This window comes from Burkholderia pseudomultivorans, assembly GCF_902499075.1.
GTDB lineage: Bacteria > Pseudomonadota > Gammaproteobacteria > Burkholderiales > Burkholderiaceae > Burkholderia > Burkholderia pseudomultivorans.
In genome coordinates, this window is the sequence record NZ_CABVPP010000031.1 from 35,922 (window position 1) to 56,567 (window position 20,646).

The 20,646-nt window shown below is 61.9% G+C and carries 34 protein-coding genes; 2 read left to right on the forward strand and 32 right to left on the reverse strand.

Translation table 11 applies throughout. The features are described from left to right. Positions 1-24 precede the first annotated feature (24 nt). Positions 25-684 (forward strand): ribosome biogenesis GTP-binding protein YihA/YsxC, encoded by a 660-nt coding sequence (gene yihA / locus BST28156_RS20065; RefSeq protein WP_060246283.1) that lies wholly within the window; start codon positions 25-27, stop codon positions 682-684. A 252-nt stretch (positions 685-936) separates the two neighbouring features. Continuing rightward, positions 937-1,935, forward strand: a complete 999-nt coding sequence (gene hemB, locus BST28156_RS20070; protein ID WP_060246284.1) for a porphobilinogen synthase — start codon at positions 937-939, stop codon at positions 1,933-1,935. A gap of 144 nt (positions 1,936-2,079) precedes the next feature. On the opposite strand, the gene dsbD is transcribed toward hemB, so the two are convergent. From dsbD to tuf, 32 genes are all read right to left on the reverse strand, one after another. Then, a complete protein-coding gene (gene dsbD / locus BST28156_RS20075) occupies positions 2,080-3,930 on the reverse strand; it encodes a protein-disulfide reductase DsbD (protein ID WP_174903214.1) in 1,851 nt (616 codons plus the stop codon). Beyond that, the gene (gene cutA / locus BST28156_RS20080) at positions 3,923-4,249 is read right to left on the reverse strand and encodes a divalent-cation tolerance protein CutA (RefSeq protein ID WP_040126484.1); all 327 of its coding nucleotides are present in this window, start codon (positions 4,247-4,249) and stop codon (positions 3,923-3,925) included. Before cutA ends, dsbD begins: the two co-directional genes overlap by 8 nt. A 261-nt stretch (positions 4,250-4,510) precedes the next feature. After that, a complete protein-coding gene (rplQ, locus tag BST28156_RS20085) occupies positions 4,511-4,906 on the reverse strand; it encodes a 50S ribosomal protein L17 (protein ID WP_006400638.1) in 396 nt (131 codons plus the stop codon). Positions 4,907-5,064: 158 nt separating this feature from the next. After that, positions 5,065-6,042 (reverse strand): DNA-directed RNA polymerase subunit alpha, encoded by a 978-nt coding sequence (locus BST28156_RS20090; RefSeq protein ID WP_006765411.1) that lies wholly within the window; start codon positions 6,040-6,042, stop codon positions 5,065-5,067. A 124-nt stretch (positions 6,043-6,166) separates the two neighbouring features. Beyond that, positions 6,167-6,790 carry a 30S ribosomal protein S4 gene (gene rpsD / locus BST28156_RS20095; RefSeq protein WP_009687204.1) on the reverse strand — a complete coding sequence of 208 codons (624 nt, stop codon included), beginning with the start codon at positions 6,788-6,790 and terminating at the stop codon, positions 6,167-6,169. A gap of 154 nt (positions 6,791-6,944) precedes the next feature. After that, the gene (gene rpsK / locus BST28156_RS20100; protein ID WP_004197937.1) at positions 6,945-7,346 is read right to left on the reverse strand and encodes a 30S ribosomal protein S11; all 402 of its coding nucleotides are present in this window, start codon (positions 7,344-7,346) and stop codon (positions 6,945-6,947) included. Between the two features lie 28 nt (positions 7,347-7,374). Continuing rightward, positions 7,375-7,740, reverse strand: coding sequence for a 30S ribosomal protein S13 (gene rpsM / locus BST28156_RS20105; RefSeq protein WP_006400641.1), 366 nt, complete (start codon positions 7,738-7,740; stop codon positions 7,375-7,377). Between the two features lie 38 nt (positions 7,741-7,778). Beyond that, positions 7,779-7,895, reverse strand: a complete 117-nt coding sequence (rpmJ, locus tag BST28156_RS20110; RefSeq protein ID WP_004199844.1) for a 50S ribosomal protein L36 — start codon at positions 7,893-7,895, stop codon at positions 7,779-7,781. A 20-nt stretch (positions 7,896-7,915) separates the two neighbouring features. Then, on the reverse strand, positions 7,916-8,134 hold the full coding sequence (gene infA, locus BST28156_RS20115) for a translation initiation factor IF-1 (RefSeq protein WP_004521905.1): 219 nt from the start codon (positions 8,132-8,134) through the stop codon (positions 7,916-7,918). A gap of 9 nt (positions 8,135-8,143) precedes the next feature. Then, on the reverse strand, positions 8,144-9,493 hold the full coding sequence (gene secY, locus BST28156_RS20120; RefSeq protein ID WP_006400642.1) for a preprotein translocase subunit SecY: 1,350 nt from the start codon (positions 9,491-9,493) through the stop codon (positions 8,144-8,146). 42 nt (positions 9,494-9,535) lie between these two features. Then, positions 9,536-9,970, reverse strand: a complete 435-nt coding sequence (gene rplO, locus BST28156_RS20125; protein WP_006482880.1) for a 50S ribosomal protein L15 — start codon at positions 9,968-9,970, stop codon at positions 9,536-9,538. Positions 9,971-9,996: 26 nt separating this feature from the next. Continuing rightward, positions 9,997-10,179, reverse strand: a complete 183-nt coding sequence (gene rpmD, locus BST28156_RS20130; protein WP_006400644.1) for a 50S ribosomal protein L30 — start codon at positions 10,177-10,179, stop codon at positions 9,997-9,999. 15 nt (positions 10,180-10,194) lie between these two features. Further along, positions 10,195-10,713, reverse strand: a complete 519-nt coding sequence (gene rpsE, locus BST28156_RS20135) for a 30S ribosomal protein S5 (protein WP_009687201.1) — start codon at positions 10,711-10,713, stop codon at positions 10,195-10,197. Positions 10,714-10,727: 14 nt separating this feature from the next. Further along, a complete protein-coding gene (rplR, locus tag BST28156_RS20140; RefSeq protein ID WP_006400645.1) occupies positions 10,728-11,093 on the reverse strand; it encodes a 50S ribosomal protein L18 in 366 nt (121 codons plus the stop codon). 12 nt (positions 11,094-11,105) lie between these two features. Further along, positions 11,106-11,636, reverse strand: coding sequence for a 50S ribosomal protein L6 (rplF, locus tag BST28156_RS20145; RefSeq protein WP_060246287.1), 531 nt, complete (start codon positions 11,634-11,636; stop codon positions 11,106-11,108). 18 nt (positions 11,637-11,654) lie between these two features. Further along, entirely contained in the window at positions 11,655-12,050 is a 396-nt protein-coding gene (gene rpsH, locus BST28156_RS20150) for a 30S ribosomal protein S8 (protein ID WP_009687199.1), read from the reverse strand. Positions 12,051-12,064: 14 nt separating this feature from the next. Next, positions 12,065-12,370, reverse strand: a complete 306-nt coding sequence (rpsN, locus tag BST28156_RS20155) for a 30S ribosomal protein S14 (protein ID WP_006400648.1) — start codon at positions 12,368-12,370, stop codon at positions 12,065-12,067. A 7-nt stretch (positions 12,371-12,377) separates the two neighbouring features. Beyond that, on the reverse strand, positions 12,378-12,917 hold the full coding sequence (gene rplE / locus BST28156_RS20160; RefSeq protein WP_009687198.1) for a 50S ribosomal protein L5: 540 nt from the start codon (positions 12,915-12,917) through the stop codon (positions 12,378-12,380). Positions 12,918-12,933: 16 nt separating this feature from the next. After that, positions 12,934-13,242 (reverse strand): 50S ribosomal protein L24, encoded by a 309-nt coding sequence (rplX, locus tag BST28156_RS20165; RefSeq protein WP_006400650.1) that lies wholly within the window; start codon positions 13,240-13,242, stop codon positions 12,934-12,936. A 9-nt stretch (positions 13,243-13,251) separates the two neighbouring features. After that, positions 13,252-13,620, reverse strand: coding sequence for a 50S ribosomal protein L14 (rplN, locus tag BST28156_RS20170; protein ID WP_004197951.1), 369 nt, complete (start codon positions 13,618-13,620; stop codon positions 13,252-13,254). 309 nt (positions 13,621-13,929) lie between these two features. Next, positions 13,930-14,202: a 30S ribosomal protein S17 gene (gene rpsQ, locus BST28156_RS20175; protein ID WP_009687197.1), complete on the reverse strand. Its 273-nt coding sequence runs from the start codon at positions 14,200-14,202 to the stop codon at positions 13,930-13,932. After that, complete coding sequence (gene rpmC / locus BST28156_RS20180) at positions 14,199-14,393, reverse strand: 50S ribosomal protein L29 (RefSeq protein WP_006400652.1); 195 nt, start codon at positions 14,391-14,393, stop codon at positions 14,199-14,201. The genes rpsQ and rpmC overlap by 4 nt, the downstream gene beginning before the upstream one ends. A 9-nt stretch (positions 14,394-14,402) precedes the next feature. Continuing rightward, on the reverse strand, positions 14,403-14,819 hold the full coding sequence (gene rplP, locus BST28156_RS20185) for a 50S ribosomal protein L16 (RefSeq protein WP_006400653.1): 417 nt from the start codon (positions 14,817-14,819) through the stop codon (positions 14,403-14,405). Positions 14,820-14,821: 2 nt separating this feature from the next. Further along, on the reverse strand, positions 14,822-15,622 hold the full coding sequence (rpsC, locus tag BST28156_RS20190; RefSeq protein ID WP_009687196.1) for a 30S ribosomal protein S3: 801 nt from the start codon (positions 15,620-15,622) through the stop codon (positions 14,822-14,824). 11 nt (positions 15,623-15,633) lie between these two features. Beyond that, positions 15,634-15,963 carry a 50S ribosomal protein L22 gene (gene rplV / locus BST28156_RS20195; protein ID WP_004199272.1) on the reverse strand — a complete coding sequence of 110 codons (330 nt, stop codon included), beginning with the start codon at positions 15,961-15,963 and terminating at the stop codon, positions 15,634-15,636. A gap of 12 nt (positions 15,964-15,975) precedes the next feature. Beyond that, the gene (gene rpsS, locus BST28156_RS20200) at positions 15,976-16,251 is read right to left on the reverse strand and encodes a 30S ribosomal protein S19 (protein ID WP_004199273.1); all 276 of its coding nucleotides are present in this window, start codon (positions 16,249-16,251) and stop codon (positions 15,976-15,978) included. Between the two features lie 10 nt (positions 16,252-16,261). Then, positions 16,262-17,089, reverse strand: coding sequence for a 50S ribosomal protein L2 (gene rplB, locus BST28156_RS20205; protein ID WP_009687195.1), 828 nt, complete (start codon positions 17,087-17,089; stop codon positions 16,262-16,264). Positions 17,090-17,091: 2 nt separating this feature from the next. Further along, on the reverse strand, positions 17,092-17,406 hold the full coding sequence (gene rplW / locus BST28156_RS20210; RefSeq protein ID WP_009687194.1) for a 50S ribosomal protein L23: 315 nt from the start codon (positions 17,404-17,406) through the stop codon (positions 17,092-17,094). Then, entirely contained in the window at positions 17,403-18,023 is a 621-nt protein-coding gene (gene rplD / locus BST28156_RS20215; RefSeq protein ID WP_009687193.1) for a 50S ribosomal protein L4, read from the reverse strand. The genes rplW and rplD overlap by 4 nt, the downstream gene beginning before the upstream one ends. After that, positions 18,023-18,673, reverse strand: a complete 651-nt coding sequence (rplC, locus tag BST28156_RS20220) for a 50S ribosomal protein L3 (protein WP_009687192.1) — start codon at positions 18,671-18,673, stop codon at positions 18,023-18,025. Before rplC ends, rplD begins: the two co-directional genes overlap by 1 nt. A gap of 177 nt (positions 18,674-18,850) precedes the next feature. Beyond that, on the reverse strand, positions 18,851-19,162 hold the full coding sequence (gene rpsJ / locus BST28156_RS20225; protein WP_004199280.1) for a 30S ribosomal protein S10: 312 nt from the start codon (positions 19,160-19,162) through the stop codon (positions 18,851-18,853). Between the two features lie 287 nt (positions 19,163-19,449). After that, complete coding sequence (gene tuf, locus BST28156_RS20230; protein ID WP_060246288.1) at positions 19,450-20,640, reverse strand: elongation factor Tu; 1,191 nt, start codon at positions 20,638-20,640, stop codon at positions 19,450-19,452. Positions 20,641-20,646 lie beyond the last annotated feature (6 nt).

Sequence of the window (20,646 nt, forward strand, 5' to 3'; positions counted from 1 at the left end):
GCGCCGCCCGTCCGTCCGGTTCCCATGGCCTTTCTGCTCCATCAAGCCCGCTTCTACACGACCGTCAACCACCTGCGCGACCTGCCGCCCACGGTGCAGCCGGAAATCGCGTTCGCGGGCCGCTCGAACGCCGGCAAGTCGACGGCGATCAACGTGCTGTGCAACCAGAAGCGGCTGGCGTTCGCGTCGAAGACGCCCGGCCGCACGCAGCACATCAACTACTTCTCCGTGGGTCCGGCCGCCGAGCCCGTCGCGAATCTCGTCGACCTGCCCGGCTACGGCTACGCGGAAGTGCCGGGCGCCGCGAAGGCGCACTGGGAAATGCTGCTGTCGTCCTATCTGGCAACCCGCTCGCAGCTTTGCGGCCTGATCCTGATGATGGATTCGCGCCGCCCGCTGACCGATCTCGATCGCCGGATGATCGAGTGGTTCGCGCCGACCGGCAAGCCGATCCATACGCTGCTGACGAAGTGCGACAAATTGACGCGGCAGGAGAGCATCAACGCGCTGCGCACCACGCAAAAGGGGCTCGATGCGTATCGCGACCAGGGCGTGACCGGCAAGCTGACGGTCCAGCTGTTCTCGGCGCTGAAGCGCACCGGGCTCGACGAAGCCCATGCGCTGATCGAGAGCTGGGTGCGGCCGTCCGTCGCCGACGAAAAAAACGAGCCTGTAGCACAATGATCGGGCAACGCGCGGCCGCAGCGGCTGTGCGCACCTGACGGCGCCTGCGATTCGGCCGGCTCATAAAAAAACCCGCCGTCGAACGGCGGGTCAAACAGCCTAATCGAATAACGACAGGCACCCGCTCAGGGAGGAGAAGCGGGGAGCATCACGCAACGCGTGGCGCTCGATCGCTATCATATACCAACGTTCCCGAAAATGACCTAAGGGTTCCGTAAGGTCCTTATTGCCCTGTTTTCTTCCCGATCCGCCATGAGCTTTCATCCGCTTCATCGTCCGCGCCGGATGCGCCGCGACGACTTCTCCCGCCGCCTGATGCGCGAAAACCGCCTGACCACCGACGACCTGATCTATCCGGTGTTCGTCGTCGAAGGCACCAACGAACGGCAGCCGGTGCCGTCGATGCCCGGCGTCGAGCGCGTGTCGGTCGATCTGCTGATGCAGGTCGCCGAGCAGTGCGTCGAACTCGGCGTGCCGGTGCTATCGCTGTTCCCGGCCATCGAGCCCGCGCTGAAAACGCCGGACGGCCGCGAGGCGGCCAATCCGGAAGGGCTGATCCCGCGCGCGGTGCGCGAGCTGAAGAAGCGCTTCCCCGAACTCGGCGTGCTGACCGACGTCGCGCTCGATCCGTACACGAGCCACGGCCAGGACGGCGTGCTCGACGAAAACGGCTACGTGATCAACGACGACACGATCGAGATCCTGATCGACCAGGCGCGCGCGCAGGCGGAAGCCGGCGTCGACATCGTCGCGCCGTCGGACATGATGGACGGCCGCATCGGCGCGATCCGCGAGATGCTCGAAAGCGACGGCCATATCCATACGCGCATCATGGCCTATGCGGCGAAGTACGCGTCGGCGTTCTACGGTCCGTTCCGCGACGCGGTCGGCTCCGCATCCAACCTGGGCAAGGGCAACAAGATGACCTACCAGATGGATCCGGCGAACAGCGACGAAGCGCTGCGCGAAGTGCGCCTCGACATCGACGAAGGCGCCGACATGGTGATGGTCAAGCCCGGCATGCCGTATCTCGACATCGTGCGCCGCGTGAAGGACGAATTCCGCTTCCCGACCTACGTGTACCAGGTCAGCGGCGAATACGCGATGCTGAAGGCCGCCGCGATGAACGGCTGGCTCGACCACGACAAGGTCGTGCTCGAATCGCTGCTCGCGTTCAAGCGCGCGGGTGCCGACGGCGTACTCACGTATTTCGCGCTCGACGCGGCGCGTCTGCTGAAAGCGCAGCGCTGAACCGCGCTGCAGTAGGTCGTCCGAAAAAAAACGGCGGAACACTTCGGTGTTCCGCCGTTTTTTGTTGCCCGATGAACTTCCCGGGCCGGCTGGCGCCGTCCGGCGCCGATTCGGGTCGGCAGCGCCGCGCCGCCGGCAGCGCGGTTAGACCGTCGGCGCGGACGCGCGATCGAGGCTGCGCAGGAACGTGTCCGCGGCCTGGTAGCCGACCACGCGCGCAATCTCCTTGCCGTTGCGATCGAAGAAGATGATGCCCGGCGGCCCGAACAGGCCGAAACGCTTGAGCAGCGCCTGGTCGTCCGCGTTGTTCGCGGTGACGTCCGCGCGTACGAGGTGCAGTTGCGCGAGCCGCGCCCGGACGCGCGAATCGGTGAACGTCAGATGCTCCATCTCCTTGCAGCTCACGCACCAGTCCGCGTAGAAGTCGAGCATCACGGGCTGCGGCGAGGTCTTCAGCAGCGCATCGAGCTCGGCGCCCGAGCGCACCGCCGCGAACGCAGGCCCGTCATGCGCGGCGGGCCCGGCAACGGACGCGTCGCCGCCGGACGCCACCGTGCGCGACGCCAGCACCGCCAGCGGCTTGACCGGATCGGTCGAGCCCGCGGCCAGCCCGACCAGCAGCGTCGCGGCCCAGATCGCGAGCGCTGCGCCGAGACCGCGGCCGAGTCGGCGCCAGATCGTCGCGGCGCCTGCATTGGGCGTAAACAGTCCGAGCGCCGCGGCGGCGACGAGCAGCCACAACGCGGCCAGCACCATCTTCGCTGCGCCGCCGAGCACCGGCCACACGATCCACAACGCGGCGGCGAGCAGCACGATGCCGAAGAACACCTTCACGCCGTCCATCCACGTGCCCGCGCGCGGCAGCAGCGTGCCCGCGCCGACGCCGACCACCAGCAGCGGCACGCCGAGGCCGAGCCCCATCGCGAACAGCGCCGCGCCGCCGAGCAGCGCGTTGCCGGTGTGCGCAATGAACGCGAGCACCGCGAACAGCGGCGCCGTCATGCAGGCGCCGACCACCAGCGCCGACAGCGCGCCCATCGCCGCGACCGCCGCAAAATGGCCGCCCTGACGCGCGCTCGATGCCTCGGCCGCGCCGTTCTGCCAGCGCTGCGGCAACGCGATGTCCCTGCCCGAGATCAGCAACACCGCGAACACGGCGAGCAGCACGCCGAATGCGCCGAGCACCCACGGGTTCTGCAGCCATGCGCCGAGGCTCTGGCCGACCAGCGCCGCGGCCACGCCGAGCACCGTATAGACGAGCGCCATCCCGATCACGTAGGTCAGCGACAGCGCGAAGCCGCGCGCATGCGTCACGCGCGTGCCCTGGCCGACGATGATCGCGGACACGATCGGAATCATCGGATACGAACAGGGCAGCAGGCTCAGCACGACGCCCGCGACGAAATACAGCGCGACGATCGTGAAGAAGCCGTGCCCTTCGAGCAGCGACTGCGCGAAATCGGCGCTCGTGACCTTGTCGAACCAGCTGCCGCCGGCCGCCGTGTCGCCGGGCGCCGCGGCGGTTGCGCCCAGCGCGGCGCCGTCGACCTTCACGACGTGCTCGGCGGGCGGATAGCAGATCCCCTCGTCCGCGCATCCCTGCGACGTCACCGCGAGCTCGAACGGCCCCGCCGCCTGCTTGACGGGCACGTGGATCACGAGCTCGCCGCGATAGGTCTCGACGTTCTTCTGGAAGGTCTGGTCGAACTTCACGTGGCCGGCCGGCAGCTGCGGCTCGCCGAGCGTCGCCTGCCCGCTCTTCACGGCGAACGCGAAGCGCTCGCGGTACAGGTAATAGCCGTCCGCGACCTTGAAGCGGACATCGACCTGCCCGGGCGACTCGCTCGCGCTGAACTTGAACGCGACCGACGGATCGAGGAAATCGTCGGCCGCGCGCGCGGCCGACATGCCGCCGAGCACGAGCACGAACGACAACAGGACTGCAAGGAACCGCAGCGCGCGCACGCGCACGGGAAGCGCCATACCGTTAAACATGAAATAGACGTTGAGTTTCGCTGGTCACCCACTGGCCGTATGCCGGCGATGCCGTCGCCTGCCACGACACGATTTCGGGCGTCTCGTACGGATGATGCGCGAGAATAAATCGCTCCAGTTCGAGCGCCCGCACGGCGCTCGTCTTGAACAGCAACTGGATCTCGTCGGCCGTCTCGACCTTGCCCTGCCAGTGATAGCGCGACTTGATCGCGCCGAGTTCCGACACGCACGCGGCAAGCCGCGCGTCGAGCGCACCGTCGGCGAGCGCCGCGGCCGTCGCCGCATCAGGCACCGTCGTCAGCATCAGCACCACCACCATACGCGCCCTCCTGGTTCATTGGCCGGCTTTGCGCCGGCACGGACCGACCGTGAGGACAGCGCACGCCAGTCGCCCACGCTGGTCGCCCACGCCGGTCGCCCACGCTGGTCGCCCACGCTGGTCGCCCCGTATCGTATCGCAGCCCGCGCGGTGCTGCCGGCGGCCACCTGCGACAATCGATCGCAGCCTGCGCCCGCCGCAAAAACAAAAAGGGCCAAGCAATCGCTCAGCCCTTTCCGGTTACTGCCCCATGCGCAAAGCTTATTCAGCTTCTTGCACGTTTTCCGTTTCGTCGACTTCCGGACGATCCAGCAGCTCGACCAGTGCCATCGGTGCGTTATCGCCGACGCGGAAGCCGAACTTCAGGATGCGCAGGTAGCCGCCCGGACGGTTCGCGAAACGCGGACCGAGCACGTCGAACAGCTTCGCCACCGAATCACGATCGCGCAGGCGGTTGAACGCCAGGCGACGGTTTGCGAGCGACGGCTTCTTGCCGAGCGTGATCAGCGGCTCGACGACCTTACGGAGTTCCTTCGCCTTCGGCAGCGTCGTCTTGATGACTTCGTGCTCGATCAGCGAGTTGGACATGTTACGGAGCATAGCCAGACGGTGGCTGCTCGTGCGGTTCAGTTTCCGCAGACCATGACGATGGCGCATTTCAGTTTCCTTGATTCAAAGTTTTGATCCAGCTCTTCTATCGCACCCGAAGGGGAGCACGGGCCGGTAACGAAAAAAAGCAAGATGCGGATTTTAAAGGAAAATCCGCATCTTTGCCAACTTCAGCGACTACCGCTACAACCGGACGACAGGCGCGCTTACTTGTCGAGGCCGGCCGGCGGCCAGTTCTCGAGCTTCATGCCCAGCGTGAGACCGCGCGAAGCGAGGACTTCCTTGATCTCGTTGAGCGACTTGCGACCGAGGTTCGGCGTCTTCAGCAGCTCGTTTTCCGTGCGCTGGATCAGGTCGCCGATGTAGTAGATGTTCTCGGCCTTCAGGCAGTTCGCCGAACGGACCGTCAGCTCGAGATCGTCCACCGGACGCAGCAGGATCGGATCGATCTGCGGTGCGCGCGACGGTGCCTCGGCAGCCGTTTCCGTGCCTTCCAGCGCCGCGAACACGGACAGCTGGTCGACCAGGATGCGGGCCGACTGACGGATCGCTTCTTCCGGCGTGATCACGCCGCTCGTCTCGATGTTCATCACGAGCTTGTCGAGGTCGGTACGCTGCTCGACACGTGCGCTTTCGACTGCATAGCTCACGCGGCGAACCGGCGAGAACGACGCGTCCAGCACGATGCGGCCGATGATCTTGGCCGTGTCTTCGCCGTAGCGACGCACGTTGCCCGGCACATAGCCGCGGCCCTTCTCGATCTTGATCTGAACGTCGAGCTTGCCGCCCTTCGACAGATGCGCGATCACGTGATTCGGGTTGATGACTTCGCAATCATGAGCCAGCTCGATATCGCCGGCCGTGACGACGCCTTCACCTTCCTTGCGCAGGGTCACCGTCACTTCGTCGCGGTTATGCAGCTTGAACACCACGCCCTTCAGGTTCAGCAGCAGGTTGACGACGTCCTCTTGCACACCATCAAGCGTCGAATACTCGTGCACCACGCCCGCGATCGTGACTTCGGTCGGCGCGTAGCCAACCATCGACGACAGCAGCACGCGGCGGAGCGCATTGCCCAAGGTATGGCCGTAGCCACGCTCGAACGGCTCCATGACCACCTTCGCATGGTTCTCGCCCAGCGATTCCACGGCGATGATCTTGGGTTTCAACAAACTGGTTTGCATAGGTTTTCCTTTTCAATACCCTCGGCTCGTTACACCGATAAGGCTGACCGGTAACACCCTGAAAATAAACAGCCGAGGTCACCCCTTGCTGCACGCAATCGGGGTACCTCGGCCGTCAATCGGATTAACGCGAATACAATTCGACGATCAGGCTTTCGTTGATGTCGCCGGCGATGTCGGCGCGCTCCGGCACTTGCTTGAACGTACCTTCGAACTTCTTCGCATCGACTGCAACCCAGCTCGGCATGCCGCCTTGCTCGGCCAGCGACAGCGCTTCGACGATACGCGCCTGCTTCTTCGCCTTTTCGCGGATCGCAATCACGTCGCCTGCCTTCACTTGCTGCGACGGCACGTTCGCGACGATGCCGTTCACCGTGATCGACTTGTGGCTGACGAGCTGACGCGCTTCAGCGCGGGTCGAGCCGAAGCCCATGCGATACACGACGTTGTCGAGGCGCGACTCGAGCAGTTGCAGCAGGTTTTCACCCGTGTTGCCCTTGCGGCGGTCGGCTTCAGCGAAGTAGCGGCGGAACTGACGCTCCAGCACACCGTAGATGCGCTTGACCTTTTGCTTTTCACGAAGCTGCGTACCGTAGTCGGACGTACGTGCGCCCGAGGTACGGCCGTGCTGGCCCGGCTTGCTGTCGAGCTTGCACTTGTCGGCGAGCGAGCGGCGTGCGCTCTTCAGGAACAGGTCGGTGCCTTCACGGCGGGACAGCTTGGCCTTGGGGCCGATATAACGTGCCACGTTGCATTCCTTTATCAATCAGTCACGCGGATCGGGATCCGCGCTAGTTCGCGCCCTTTGGGGCGAACGGTGGGCTTAGTCAATCAAAAAAGCAACGCCCGTCGACGCTGTGCGGCGACAGGCAATGTGCCAGCACGAACGTGCCAGCACATCCTTAGATACGACGACGCTTCGGCGGACGGCAGCCGTTGTGCGGAATCGGGGTGACGTCCGAAATCGCGGTGATCTTGATGCCGAGGCCGTGCAGTGCGCGCACTGCCGACTCGCGACCCGGGCCCGGGCCCTTGATCCGCACTTCCAGATTCTTCACGCCATATTCCATCGCGACGCGGCCGGCCGATTCGGCAGCAACCTGAGCAGCGAACGGCGTCGATTTGCGCGAGCCCTTGAAGCCCTGGCCGCCCGACGTCGCCCATGCCAGTGCGTTGCCTTGGCGATCGGTGATCGTGATGATCGTGTTGTTGAACGACGCGTGAACGTGAACCACGCCTTCAGCGACGTTCTTCTTAACCTTCTTGCGAACGCGTTGCGCCGCGGTGTTCGAAGCCTTAGCCATTACGTTTTCCTGTAACTGTCAGTTCCGCTTACTTCTTCAGCGCTTGCGCTGCACGACGCGGACCCTTGCGAGTACGTGCGTTCGTACGCGTACGCTGACCGCGCATCGGCAGGCCCTTGCGATGACGAACGCCACGGTAGCAACCGAGGTCCATCAGACGCTTGATGTTCATCGTCACTTCACGGCGCAGATCGCCTTCGACGACAAACTTGCCCACTTCTTCACGCAGCTTTTCCAGGTCTGCGTCGGTCAGATCCTTGACCTTCTTCGAAAAATCGACGCCAGCTGCCACGCAGATGCTGCGCGAACGGGTGCGGCCGATACCGAAGATAGCCGTCAGGCCGATCTCGGTATGCTGGTGATTCGGGATGTTAACCCCTGCGATACGAGCCATTGTTTTTCCTCAAACAAAAAGCGCAAACAAACGCGCGGTCAGCCTTGGCGCTGCTTGTGGCGCGGATCCGAGCTGCAGATCACGCGAACGACGCCTTTGCGCTTGATGATCTTGCAATTGCGGCAAATGCGCTTAACCGATGCCATCACTTTCATGATAATACCCTTTTTTCAAATCACTTCGCCCGGAACACGATCCGCGCACGAGACAGATCGTAAGGCGTCAATTCAACCGTCACCTTGTCGCCCGGGAGAATGCGGATGTAGTGCATCCGCATCTTTCCGGAGATATGCCCCAACACGACATGGCCGTTTTCCAGCTTCACGCGGAAGGTCGCATTCGGGAGGTTTTCGATCACCTCGCCCTGCATCTGGATTACATCGTCCTTGGCCATAAGTCCTTTTTAACGCATTGGGATGTTGCCGCCCTTGAAGTTGGCCTTCTTGAGCAGCGACTCATACTGTTGCGACATAACGTACGACTGCACCTGCGCCATGAAGTCCATCGTGACGACGACAATGATCAGCAGCGACGTTCCACCAAAATAAAACGGCACGTTCCAGCGCAGCACCAGGAATTCCGGCAGCAGACACACGAAGACGATGTAGATCGCACCGGCCAGCGTCAGACGCGTGAGGATGCGGTCGATATATCGTGCGGTCTGATCGCCCGGACGGATGCCCGGAACAAACGCGCCGCTCTTCTTCAGGTTGTCCGCAGTTTCCCTGCTGTTGAACACCAGTGCGGTGTAGAAGAAGCAGAAAAACACGATTGCCAGCGTGTACAGCAGCACATAGACCGGCTGGCCCGGCTTCAGCGCCTCCGCGACGTTATGCAACGTGTTGGAGATCCAGCTTCCCGACGGCTGACCCGTGCTGAACCAGCCGAGAATCGTTGCCGGGAACAGGATGATCGACGATGCGAAGATCGGCGGAATCACGCCCGACATGTTCAGCTTCAGCGGCAGGTGGGAAGACTGCCCGCCGTAGATCTTGTTGCCGACCTGGCGTTTCGCGTAGTTCACGAGGATCTTGCGCTGACCGCGTTCGATGAACACGACCAGGTAAGTCACCGCGGCAATCAGAACGACGATGATGATCGCCGAAATGATGCTCATCGAACCCGTACGCACCAGCTCGAACAACCCACCGACGGCATTCGGGAACCCTGCTGCGATCCCGCCGAAGATGATGATCGAGATACCGTTGCCCAGACCTCGCTCGGTGATCTGCTCGCCGAGCCACATCAGGAACATCGTGCCGGTGACCAGCGTCACGACCGTCGTCAGCCGGAACAGCATGCCGGGATCGATCACGAGACCAGGCTGGTTTTCCAGCGCGGCCGCGATACCGAATGCCTGGAAGGTCGCGAGCACCACGGTGAAATACCGCGTGTACTGCGTGATCTTCCGCTGCCCTGCCTGCCCTTCCTTCTTCAGCGCTTCGAGCTGCGGCGATACGATCGCCAGCAGCTGCATGATGATCGACGCCGAGATGTACGGCATGATCCCCAGCGCGAAGATCGTGAAGCGGGACAGTGCGCCACCCGAGAACATGTTGAACATGCCAAGGATGCCGCCCGCCTGGCTCTGGAACAGCTTAGCCAGTTGATCCGGATCGATGCCCGGCACGGGGATGTGCGCGCCGATGCGATAGACGATCAGCGCCAGGAGCAGGAACATCGCTCGCCGGCGCAGATCGCCGAATTTCGCCGTGCTTCGACCGGGTTTTGCAAGACTCGGGCTGTTAGCCAAGTACCTTCTCCGATGAATGCAAGTGACGACGCGCTACGCGTGTCACTCGGCGAACGAACCGCCAGCCGCTTCGATCGCAGCGCGCGCACCCTTGGTGGCGCCGAGACCCTTCACGACGATCTTGCGCTTCAGTTCGCCCGTGGCGATGATCTTCGCGCTCTTCGTCAGCTCGCCGACCAGGCCGGCTTGCTTCAGTGCGAGCAGATCGATTTCATCGACAGGCAGCTTCTCGAGGTCGCCCAGGCGCACTTCACCGACGAATTCCTTCGTCAGCGACGTGAAGCCGCGCTTCGGCAGACGACGTTGCAGCGGCATCTGACCGCCTTCGAAGCCGACCTTGTGAAAGCCGCCCGAACGCGATTTCTGACCCTTGTGACCACGGCCAGCCGTCTTGCCGAGGCCCGAACCGATGCCGCGGCCGACGCGACGCTTGGCGTGCTTGGCGCCAGCGGCCGGCTTCAGGTTATTCAATTCCATATCAACTCCTTGATCCGTAGGGCCGCTTACGCGATGACCTTAACGAGGTACGAGACCTTGTTGATCATGCCGCGGACCGCCGGCGTGTCCTGAAGCTCGCTGACCGAGTTGAGTCGGCGCAGGCCCAGGCCACGCACGGTCGCGCGGTGCGATTCGCGGGTCCCGATCAGGCTCTTGACGAGCTGAACCTTGACAGTTTTTTCAGACATGGTGACCACCCGGGCTTAGCCCAAAATTTCTTCGACGGACTTGCCGCGCTTCGCCGCGATGTCTGCCGGGGTGGACTGCTTGCGCAGACCGTCCAGCGTCGCACGGACGAGGTTGTACGGGTTCGTCGAACCGTGGCTCTTCGCCACGACGTTCTGAACGCCCATCACGTCGAACACTGCGCGCATCGGGCCGCCGGCGATCACGCCCGTACCGTCCTTCGCCGGAGCGAGGAGGACCGACGATGCGCCGTGCTTGCCGTGCACTTCGTGCTGCAGCGTGCCGTTCTTCAGCGGCACCTTGAACATGTTGCGGCGTGCTTGTTCCATCGCCTTCTGGACAGCGACCGGCACTTCCTTCGCCTTGCCCTTGCCCATACCGACGCGGCCATCACCGTCGCCGACCACGGTCAGTGCGGCGAAGCCGAGAATACGGCCACCCTTCACGACCTTGGTCACGCGATTGACCGAAATCATCTTTTCGCGAAGGCCGTCGTCGCGCTCGTCAGCCTGAACTTTCGCTTGCATCTTTGCCATGACGAATTCCTTCCTTAGAACTTGAGCCCAGCTTCACGAGCTGCCTCAGCCAGCGCCTTCACGCGGCCGTGGTAGCGGAAGCCCGAGCGGTCGAAGGCGACGGATTCGATGCCGGCGGCCTTGGCCTTCTCGGCAATACGCTTGCCGATCAGCGTCGCGGCGGCGACGTTGCCACCCTTGCCCGACTTGTCTGCGAGCTCTGCACGCACTTCGGCTTCCAGCGTCGACGCGCTTGCCAGCACCTTGGTGCCGCACGGCGAAAACACTTGAGCGTAGATGTGCGTGTTCGTGCGATGCACGGCGAGACGCGCGACCTGCAGCTCGGCGATCTTGATACGCGTCTGGCGAGCGCGGCGCAGGCGAGATTGAGTCTTATCCATGATTGCGCACCCTTACTTCTTCTTCGTTTCTTTGAGGATCACAACCTCGTCGGAATAGCGCACGCCCTTGCCCTTGTACGGCTCCGGCGGACGGTAACCGCGGACTTCCGCAGCCACTTGACCGACTTGTTGCTTGTTGATCCCCTTGATCACGATTTCGGTTTGCGTCGGGGTTTCTGCCTTGACGCCTTCCGGCATCTGGTGCACCACCGGGTGCGAGAAACCCAGCGACAGGTTCAGCTTGTCGCCTTGCGCTTGCGCACGATAACCGACGCCAACCAGCGTCAGCTTGCGCTCGAAACCCTTGGTCACGCCGTGCACGGCATTCGCGATAATCGCTCGCATCGTGCCCGACATTGCATTTGCTTCGCGGCTTTCGTCCGCCGGCGACAGATTCAGCGTGCCGTCGTTGTTCGCCACGTTCACGAGCGGGTTGACCGCTTGCGTGATCGTGCCCAGCGGGCCCTTGACGGTAATCGTACCGTCGGCCAGCTTGACTTCCGCGCCTTGCAGCGCGATCGGGCTCTTACCTACTCGAGACATGTTTCTCTCTCCTTTCGGTTAAGCGACGTAGCAGATGACTTCGCCGCCGACGCCCGTAGCGCGCGCCTTGCGGTCGGTCATCACGCCCTTCGGCGTCGACACGATTGCCACACCGAGGCCGTTCATGACCTGCGGAATGTCGTTGCGGCCGCGGTACACGCGCAGGCCCGGCTTCGACACGCGCTCGAGGCGCTCGATGACCGGACGGCCAGCGTAGTACTTCAGCGCGATGTTCAGCTCTGCCTTCGCGCCTTCGCTCTTCACCGCGAAGTCGTCGATATAACCTTCGTCCTTCAGGACTTGTGCGATTGCAACCTTGACCTTCGACGAGGGCATCGCGACCGATACCTTCTCGACCATCTGCGCGTTGCGGATGCGAGTCAGCATATCGGCGATAGGATCACTCATGCTCATTTACGTTTCTCCTATTACCAGCTCGCCTTGGTCAGGCCAGGAATCTCGCCACGGAATGCGATTTCACGAATCTTGTTGCGCGCGAGGCCGAATTTGCGGAACGTGCCACGCGGACGACCCGTGATCGCGCAGCGGTTGCGCTGGCGGGTCGGGTTTGCGTTGCGGGGCAGTTGCTGCAGCTCCAGGCGTGCTTCGTAGCGCTCTTCTTCCGACTTGCTTTGGTCTTCGATGATCGCCTTCAGCGCTTCGCGCTTTGCTGCGAACTTCGCGACCAGGCGGGCGCGCTTCTTTTCACGTTCGATCAGTGCCAGTTTAGCCACGGTAACCTCAGTTTCTGAACGGGAACTTGAAGCTGGCGAGCAGTGCCTTCGCTTCGTCGTCGGTCTTCGCGGTCGTCGTGATGCTGATGTTCAGCCCACGCAGCGCGTCGATCTTGTCGTAATCGATTTCGGGGAAAATGATCTGCTCTTTCACACCGATGTTGTAGTTGCCACGGCCATCGAACGCACGACCCGACACGCCGCGGAAGTCGCGCACGCGGGGCAGCGCAACCGTCACGAAACGGTCGAGGAATTCGTACATCGCCTGACCACGCAGCGTCACCATCGCACCGACCGGGTAGCCTTCGCGAATCTTGAAGCCTGCGATTGCCTTGCGAGCCTTCGTCACGACCGGCTTCTGACCTGCGATCTTCGCCAGATCGCCGACGGCGTGCTCGATCACCTTCTTGTCGGCGACGGCTTCGCCAAGACCCATGTTCAGGGTGATCTTGGTGAGGCGCGGCACTTCCATGATCGACTTGTAACCGAACTTCTCGATCAGACCGGGCACAACCTTTTCTTTGTAAAACTCTTGAAAACGAGCCATTTTTTACTCCGCTGCGTCAGGCGCTCAGTACAGCACCGGTCGTCTTCAGGAAGCGAACCTTCTTGCCTTCCTCGACCTTGATGCCAACACGCGACGCCTTGCCGTTCGCGTCGACAACTGCGACGTTCGAAATGTGGAGGGGCATCGTCTTCGCTTCCACGCCACCCGTCGTACCCTTCATCGGGTTCGGCTTGACGTGCTTCTTGACGAGGTTGATACCTTCAACCGTCACGCGGTCGGCGGCGACTGCCAGCACGACACCGCGCTTGCCCTTGTCCTTGCCTGCGATGACGATGACTTCGTCACCTTTGCGAATCTTGTTCATCGCGACTCCTTACAGCACTTCCGGCGCCAGCGAAACGATCTTCATGAATCGTTCGCTACGCAGCTCACGCGTGACCGGCCCGAAGATACGGGTGCCGATCGGCTCGAGCTTGTTATTCAAAAGCACAGCGGCGTTGCCGTCGAACTTGATCAGCGAGCCGTCTTGACGGCGCACGCCCTTGGCGGTGCGGACCACCACGGCGTTGTAGATTTCGCCTTTCTTCACACGCCCGCGCGGCGTTGCCTCTTTGACGCTCACCTTGATGATGTCGCCAATGCTGGCATAACGACGCTTCGAGCCGCCGAGCACCTTGATGCACATGACTTCACGCGCACCCGTGTTGTCGGCTACTTCAAGCCGAGATTCGGTCTGGATCATGGTTTGTCTTTCCCAACTTAATCCGGATGCACCACCATGATGCATTCGGTCAGTCTTGGTCCCGTCAGCCAATCGGCTGCTTGGGTTGGAACAGCAGCGACGGCAAACGAAACCCGCCATCGCAATTCGGTGAATCTTTCGGAGCAGGCTGGCGCCTGTCCGCTTCCCCCACCAATTTCGCCCGCGACGGGGCTCCCATAAAGAGGGAAGACCAGGATTATAACAAATAATCCTGGTCCCGCAAGCAAAAACTTTGCGATTTCAAGCACTTCGTGGAGAAGTGCCTGTTACTTCTACTGCTCCGCCCGCTTAGATGACGCGGGCTGCCTCGACGAGACGCGCCACCGACCAGGCCTTCGTCTTCGAAACAGGACGGGTTTCCTGGATTTCGACGAGATCGCCTTCGTTGTAGGTGTTCGCTTCATCGTGCGCGTGGTACTTCTTCGAACGCACGACATACTTGCCGTAGATCGGGTGCTTGACGCGGTGCTCGACCAGCACGGTGACGGTCTTGTCCATCTTGTTGCTGACGACCCGACCGACCAGCGTCCGCTTCAGCGAGGTTTTCACGCTATCGTTCATTTCTGGTTCGCCTTCTGAGTCATGACGGTCCGCACACGTGCGATGTCGCGACGAACCTTCTTCAGCTGGCTCGTGTTCGTGAGCTGCTGGGTCGCGAGTTGCATGCGCAGGCCGAATTGCGCCTTCAGCAGGTCCGCCAGCTCTTTATTGAGCGCGGCCTGGTCTTTCTGGAGAAGTTCGGAAGCCTTCATGTTTTCTCCTTAGGCGCCGAGCTGGCGCACGATGAACGTGGTCTGGATCGGCAGCTTCGCTGCAGCCAGACGGAACGCTTCACGTGCCAGTTCTTCGGATACGCCGTCCATTTCGTACAGCATCTTGCCCGGCTGAATCTCGGCCACGTAGTACTCCGGGTTACCCTTACCGTTACCCATACGTACTTCGGCCGGCTTCTGCGAAATCGGCTTGTCCGGGAAAATGCGAATCCAGATGCGGCCGCCACGCTTGATGTGACGCGTCATGGCACGACGCGCCGCTTCAATCTGACGTGCGGTCAAACGACCGCGACCGATCGCCTTCAGGCCGAATTCACCGAACGACACGGCGTTGCCGCGCGTCGCCTTGCCGGTGTTACGACCCTTCTGCTCTTTGCGATACTTCCTGCGTTTCGGTTGCAGCATCGTTATTCTCCAGTCTTGCCGTCTTCCGGCTTGCCGGCGCCACGGCGCGGTGCGCCACGACGAGCACCCGGAGCGCCGCCTTCGCCGTCACGGCGCGGACGACGGTCGCCCGGACGCGCATTGCGACGCGGACGCTTGTCTTCGGCTACTTCTTCCACCACCGGCGCGTCGTTGCGGCCAAGGGTATCGCCCTTGTACACCCACACCTTGACGCCGATGATCCCGTAGGTCGTCTTCGCTTCCGAGGTCGCGTAGTCGATATCGGCACGCAGCGTGTGAAGCGGCACGCGACCTTCGCGATACCACTCCGTACGAGCGATTTCGATACCGTTCAGACGGCCCGCGCTCATGATCTTGATGCCCTGGGCACCCAGACGCATCGCGTTCTGCATCGCACGCTTCATCGCACGACGGAACATGATCCGGCGCTCGAGCTGTTGCGTGATCGAGTCGGCGATCAGCTGAGCATCGGTTTCCGGCTTGCGGATCTCTTCGATGTTGACGTGAACCGGCACGCCCATGCGGCGTTGCAGTTCCGTCTTCAGCTGTTCGATGTCCTCACCCTTCTTGCCGATGACGACGCCTGGACGCGAGCTGAAAATCGTGATGCGCGCATTCTTGGCCGGACGCTCGATGACGACGCGACCGACCGAAGCGTTCTTCAGCTTCTTCTTCAGGTACTCACGAACACCGATGTCTTCCTGCAGCATCGCCGCGAAATTGTTGTTGTTCGCGTACCAGCGCGAAGCCCAATTGCGGCTGACAGCCAGGCGGAAGCCAGTCGGATGAATTTTCTGTCCCATCGTATGGCTCCTTAATTCCCGACCGTCACAGTGATGTGACAGGATTGCTTCTCAATGCGGTTGCCGCGGCCCTTGGCGCGCGCGGTGAACCGCTTGAGCGATGCAGCCTTGTCGACGTAGATGCTCTTGATCTTGAGCTCGTCGATATCGGCGCCTTCGTTGTGCTCCGCATTCGCGATCGCCGACAGCACGACCTTCTTCACGATGCCAGCCGCCTTCTTCGGCGAGAACGTCAGAACGTTCAGCGCCTTGTCGACCGGCAAACCGCGGATCTGGTCAGCCACAAGGCGCGTCTTTTGCGCCGAGATGCGGGCACCGCGATGAATTGCTTTCACTTCCATCTTGATAGCCCCTTATTTCTTGGCCTTCTTGTCGGCCGCGTGACCCTTGAACGTACGGGTCAGTGCGAACTCGCCAAGCTTGTGGCCGACCATGTTTTCCGAGATGTACACCGGAACGTGTTGACGGCCGTTGTGAACGGCGATCGTCAGACCGATGAAATCCGGGAGGATCGTCGAGCGACGCGACCAGGTCTTGATCGGCTTCTTGTCACGCGAAGCTGCAGCCGCCTCAACTTTCTTCAGCAAATGGGCGTCGCAGAACGGACCTTTTTTAACAGAACGTGCCATTGCCTACTCCTTAACGCTTGTGACGGCGCTGGACGATCATCGTCGTCGTGCGCTTGTTGCGACGCGTACGGAAGCCCTTCGTCGGCGTGCCCCACGGGCTCACCGGGTCGCGGCCCGCTGCGGTACGGCCTTCACCACCACCGTGCGGGTGGTCGATCGGGTTCATTGCCACGCCACGCACCGTCGGACGGATACCGCGCCAGCGATTCGCACCGGCCTTGCCGATCTGGCGCAGGCTGTGCTCTTCGTTGCCGACTTCACCGATCGTTGCACGGCATTCGATATGCACGCGGCGGATTTCGCCCGAGCGCAGACGAACCTGCGCGTACACGCCTTCACGTGCGAGCAGCATGGCCGACGTACCGGCCGAACGCGCCATTTGCGCGCCCTTGCCCGGCAGCATCTCGATGCAGTGGATCGTCGTACCGACCGGAATGTTGCGGATCGGCAGCGTGTTGCCTGCACGGATCGGCGCTTCCGAACCCGACATGAGCTGCTGGCCAACCGTCACGCCCTTCGGCGCGATGATGTAGCGGCGCTCGCCGTCGGCGTACAGCACCAGCGCGATATTCGCGCTGCGGTTCGGGTCGTACTCGAGACGCTCGACCTTCGCCGGGATGCCGTCCTTCGTACGACGGAAATCGATCACGCGGTAGTGCTGCTTGTGACCACCACCCTGGTGACGCGTCGTGATGCGACCGTTGTTGTTGCGACCGGCCTTCGAGCTCTGCGTGTCGAGCAGCGCAGCGTGCGGCTTGCCCTTGTGCAGGTCCTTGTTGACGATCTTGACCATCGCGCGGCGACCCGGCGATGTCGGCTTGACTTTGACGATTGCCATGGTTAGTTGGCCTCCGCTTCAAAGTTGATTTCCTGGCCGGGCTTCAGGCACACGTATGCCTTCTTCACGTCCTTGCGGCGGCCCATCGAACGGCCGAAGCGCTTTTGCTTGCCCTTCTGAACCAGCACGTTGACGGAATCAACTTCAACCTTGAACAGCAGCTCGACAGCCGCCTTCACTTCCTGCTTCGTGGCATCCGGCGCGACTTCGAACACGACTTGCTCGTTCTTGTCGGCAACCAGCGTCGCCTTTTCGGAAATCACCGGTGCGAGCAGGACCTGCATCAAACGATGATCGTTCTTGCGAATCTCGCTCATGACAGCAACTCCTCGATCTGGGCGACCGCAGCCTTCGTGACCAGCACTTTCTTGAAGTAGATCAGCGACAGCGGGTCAGCGTAGCGCGGCTCGACAACTGCCACGTGCGGCAGGTTGCGCGAAGCCAGGTACAGGTTTTCGTCGACCGTGTCGGTAATGATCAACACGGATTCGAGGCCCATGGCCTTGAACTTGTCGGCCAGCAGCTTGGTCTTCGGCGCTTCGAGGAGGATGTCCTCCACGACCGACAGACGGCCTTCGCGGGCCAGCTGCGAGAAGATCGAGCAGAGACCTGCGCGATGCATCTTCTTGTTGACCTTGTGCGAGAAGTTTTCTTCCGGCGAATTCGGGAAGATACGACCACCGCCACGCCACAACGGGCTCGACGACATACCGGCACGAGCGCGGCCCGTACCCTTCTGACGCCACGGCTTCTTCGTCGTGTGCTTGACTTGCTCACGGTCCTTCTGCGCGCGGTTACCCTGGCGAGCATTCGCCTGGTAAGCGACGACGACCTGGTGGATCAGCGCTTCGTTGTAGTCACGACCGAACACGACGTCCGATGCGTTGACCACTGCACCTTCCTGACCATTTTCGTTCAGGAGCTTGAGTTCCATTATTTCGCCCCCTTGGTCTTCACGGCCGGCGTGACGAACACTTTGCCGCCCTTCGCACCCGGAATCGCGCCCTTGACGAGCAGCAGCTTGCGCTCTGCGTCGATACGAGCGATTTCGAGGTTCTGCACCGTCACCGTCACGTCACCCATGTGACCCGTCATGCGCTTGCCCGGGAACACGCGACCCGGATCCTGCGCCATACCGATCGAGCCCGGCACGTTGTGCGAGCGCGAGTTACCGTGGGATGCACGACCCGAACCGAAGTTGTAGCGCTTGATGGTACCGGCGTAGCCCTTACCGATCGACACGCCTTGCACGTCGACCTTCTGGCCCACTTCGAACAGGTCCGGACCGACGATGGCGCCATTCGACAGCTCGGCTGCCTTGGCCGCATCGATGCGGAATTCCTTGAGGATTTCACCGGCTTCGACACCGGCTTTGGCGAGATGACCTGCCAGCGGCTTCGTCACGCGCGATGCGCGGCGGGAGCCGAATGCAACCTGAACGGCCGTGTAGCCGTCGGTTTCAACAGTCTTGATCTGCGTCACGCGGTTGTCCGACACGTCCAGCACGGTGACGGGAATCGAATCCCCTTCAGCCGTGAAGATACGGGTCATGCCAACCTTGCGACCTACGAGTCCAAGGCTCATCGTTTTCTCCATTCCCGACTGCGATTGGTCGGGGCTGATTTACAAAATGCCGGGTACGCAAGACCCGACTTTTTTACGCGAATGCGCGAAAAGCCTAGCATTATAGCAAGGCCCCTCGTTTTCTGCAAGCAATCAAAGACTTAGCGCCACCCGGCACGCCGGATGGCGCCGAAAGCCTTACTGCAGCTTGATCTCCACGTCGACGCCAGCCGGCAGATCGAGCTTCATCAGCGCGTCGACCGTCTTGTCGGTCGGATCGACGATGTCCATCAGGCGCTGGTGGGTACGGATTTCGAGCTGATCGCGCGACGTCTTGTTGACGTGCGGCGAACGCAGGATGTCAAAACGCTGAATGCGCGTCGGCAGCGGCACCGGGCCACGGACGATTGCACCAGTCCGCTTCGCGGTATCGACGATTTCGGCTGCCGATTGATCGATCAGACGATAGTCGAAAGCCTTCAGGCGAATGCGGATTTTCTGTTGCTGCATGACGATTCCTTGAAAAGAGCGAGGCGATGTTGCATCGCCGGACACTAAAAGAACGCGAAACCAGGAACCTGCGGGGAGCGAGGCGCCGTGTTCCGAACGGTATTTCCACTGCTAAGCCCGCGATTCTACACGAATTTTCGAAACCGTGGTGCAGCTTTGTCGATCCCCGTGGCGGGCACGCAAAAAAACGAAACCGGGCGCCAGCGGAAACTGGACGCCCGGTTTCGGACGGTACGACTGCCTACCGTGGAAACGCGGACCCCGACGGGATCCGCGGATCGTCGATCTTACTCGATGATCTTGGCGACGACGCCGGCGCCGACGGTACGGCCGCCTTCGCGGATTGCGAAGCGCAGACCTTCTTCCATCGCGATCGGCGCGATCAGCTTCACCGTGATCGACACGTTGTCGCCCGGCATCACCATTTCCTTGTCCTTCGGCAGCTCGATCGAGCCCGTCACGTCCGTCGTACGGAAGTAGAACTGCGGACGGTAGTTGTTGAAGAACGGCGTGTGACGGCCGCCTTCGTCCTTGCTCAGCACGTACACTTCAGCCGTGAAGTGCGTGTGCGGCGTGATCGAACCCGGCTTCGCCAGAACCTGGCCGCGCTCCACGTCTTCACGCTTCGTGCCGCGCAGCAGGATACCGACGTTGTCGCCTGCCTGACCCTGGTCCAGCAGCTTGCGGAACATTTCAACGCCCGTGCAGGTCGTCTTCACCGTCGGCTTGATACCGACGATTTCGATTTCCTCGCCGACCTTGATGATGCCGCGCTCGACACGACCCGTCACCACCGTACCGCGGCCCGAGATCGAGAACACGTCTTCCACCGGCATCAGGAACGCACCGTCAACCGCGCGCTCCGGCGTCGGGATGTACGTGTCCAGCGCGTCGGCCAGGCTCATGATCGCCACCTCGCCCAGCTCGCCCGTGTCGCCTTCCAGCGCCAGCTTCGCCGAACCCTTCACGATCGGCGTGTCGTCGCCCGGGAAGTCGTACTTCGACAGCAGCTCGCGAACTTCCATCTCGACCAGCTCGAGCAGTTCAGCGTCGTCCACCATGTCGCACTTGTTCAGGAACACGATGATGTACGGAACGCCAACCTGACGCGCCAGCAGGATGTGCTCACGCGTTTGCGGCATCGGGCCGTCTGCAGCCGAGCACACCAGGATCGCGCCGTCCATCTGCGCTGCGCCCGTGATCATGTTCTTCACGTAGTCCGCGTGGCCCGGGCAGTCGACGTGTGCGTAGTGGCGGTTAGCCGTTTCGTACTCGACGTGCGCCGTGTTGATCGTGATGCCGCGCGCCTTTTCTTCCGGTGCCGCGTCGATCTGGTCGTACGCCTTCGCCTCGCCGCCGAACTTCTTCGTCAGCACCGTCGTGATCGCTGCCGTCAGCGTCGTCTTGCCGTGGTCAACGTGACCAATCGTACCAACGTTCACGTGCGGCTTGGTCCGCTCAAACTTCTCTTTTGCCATGATTCT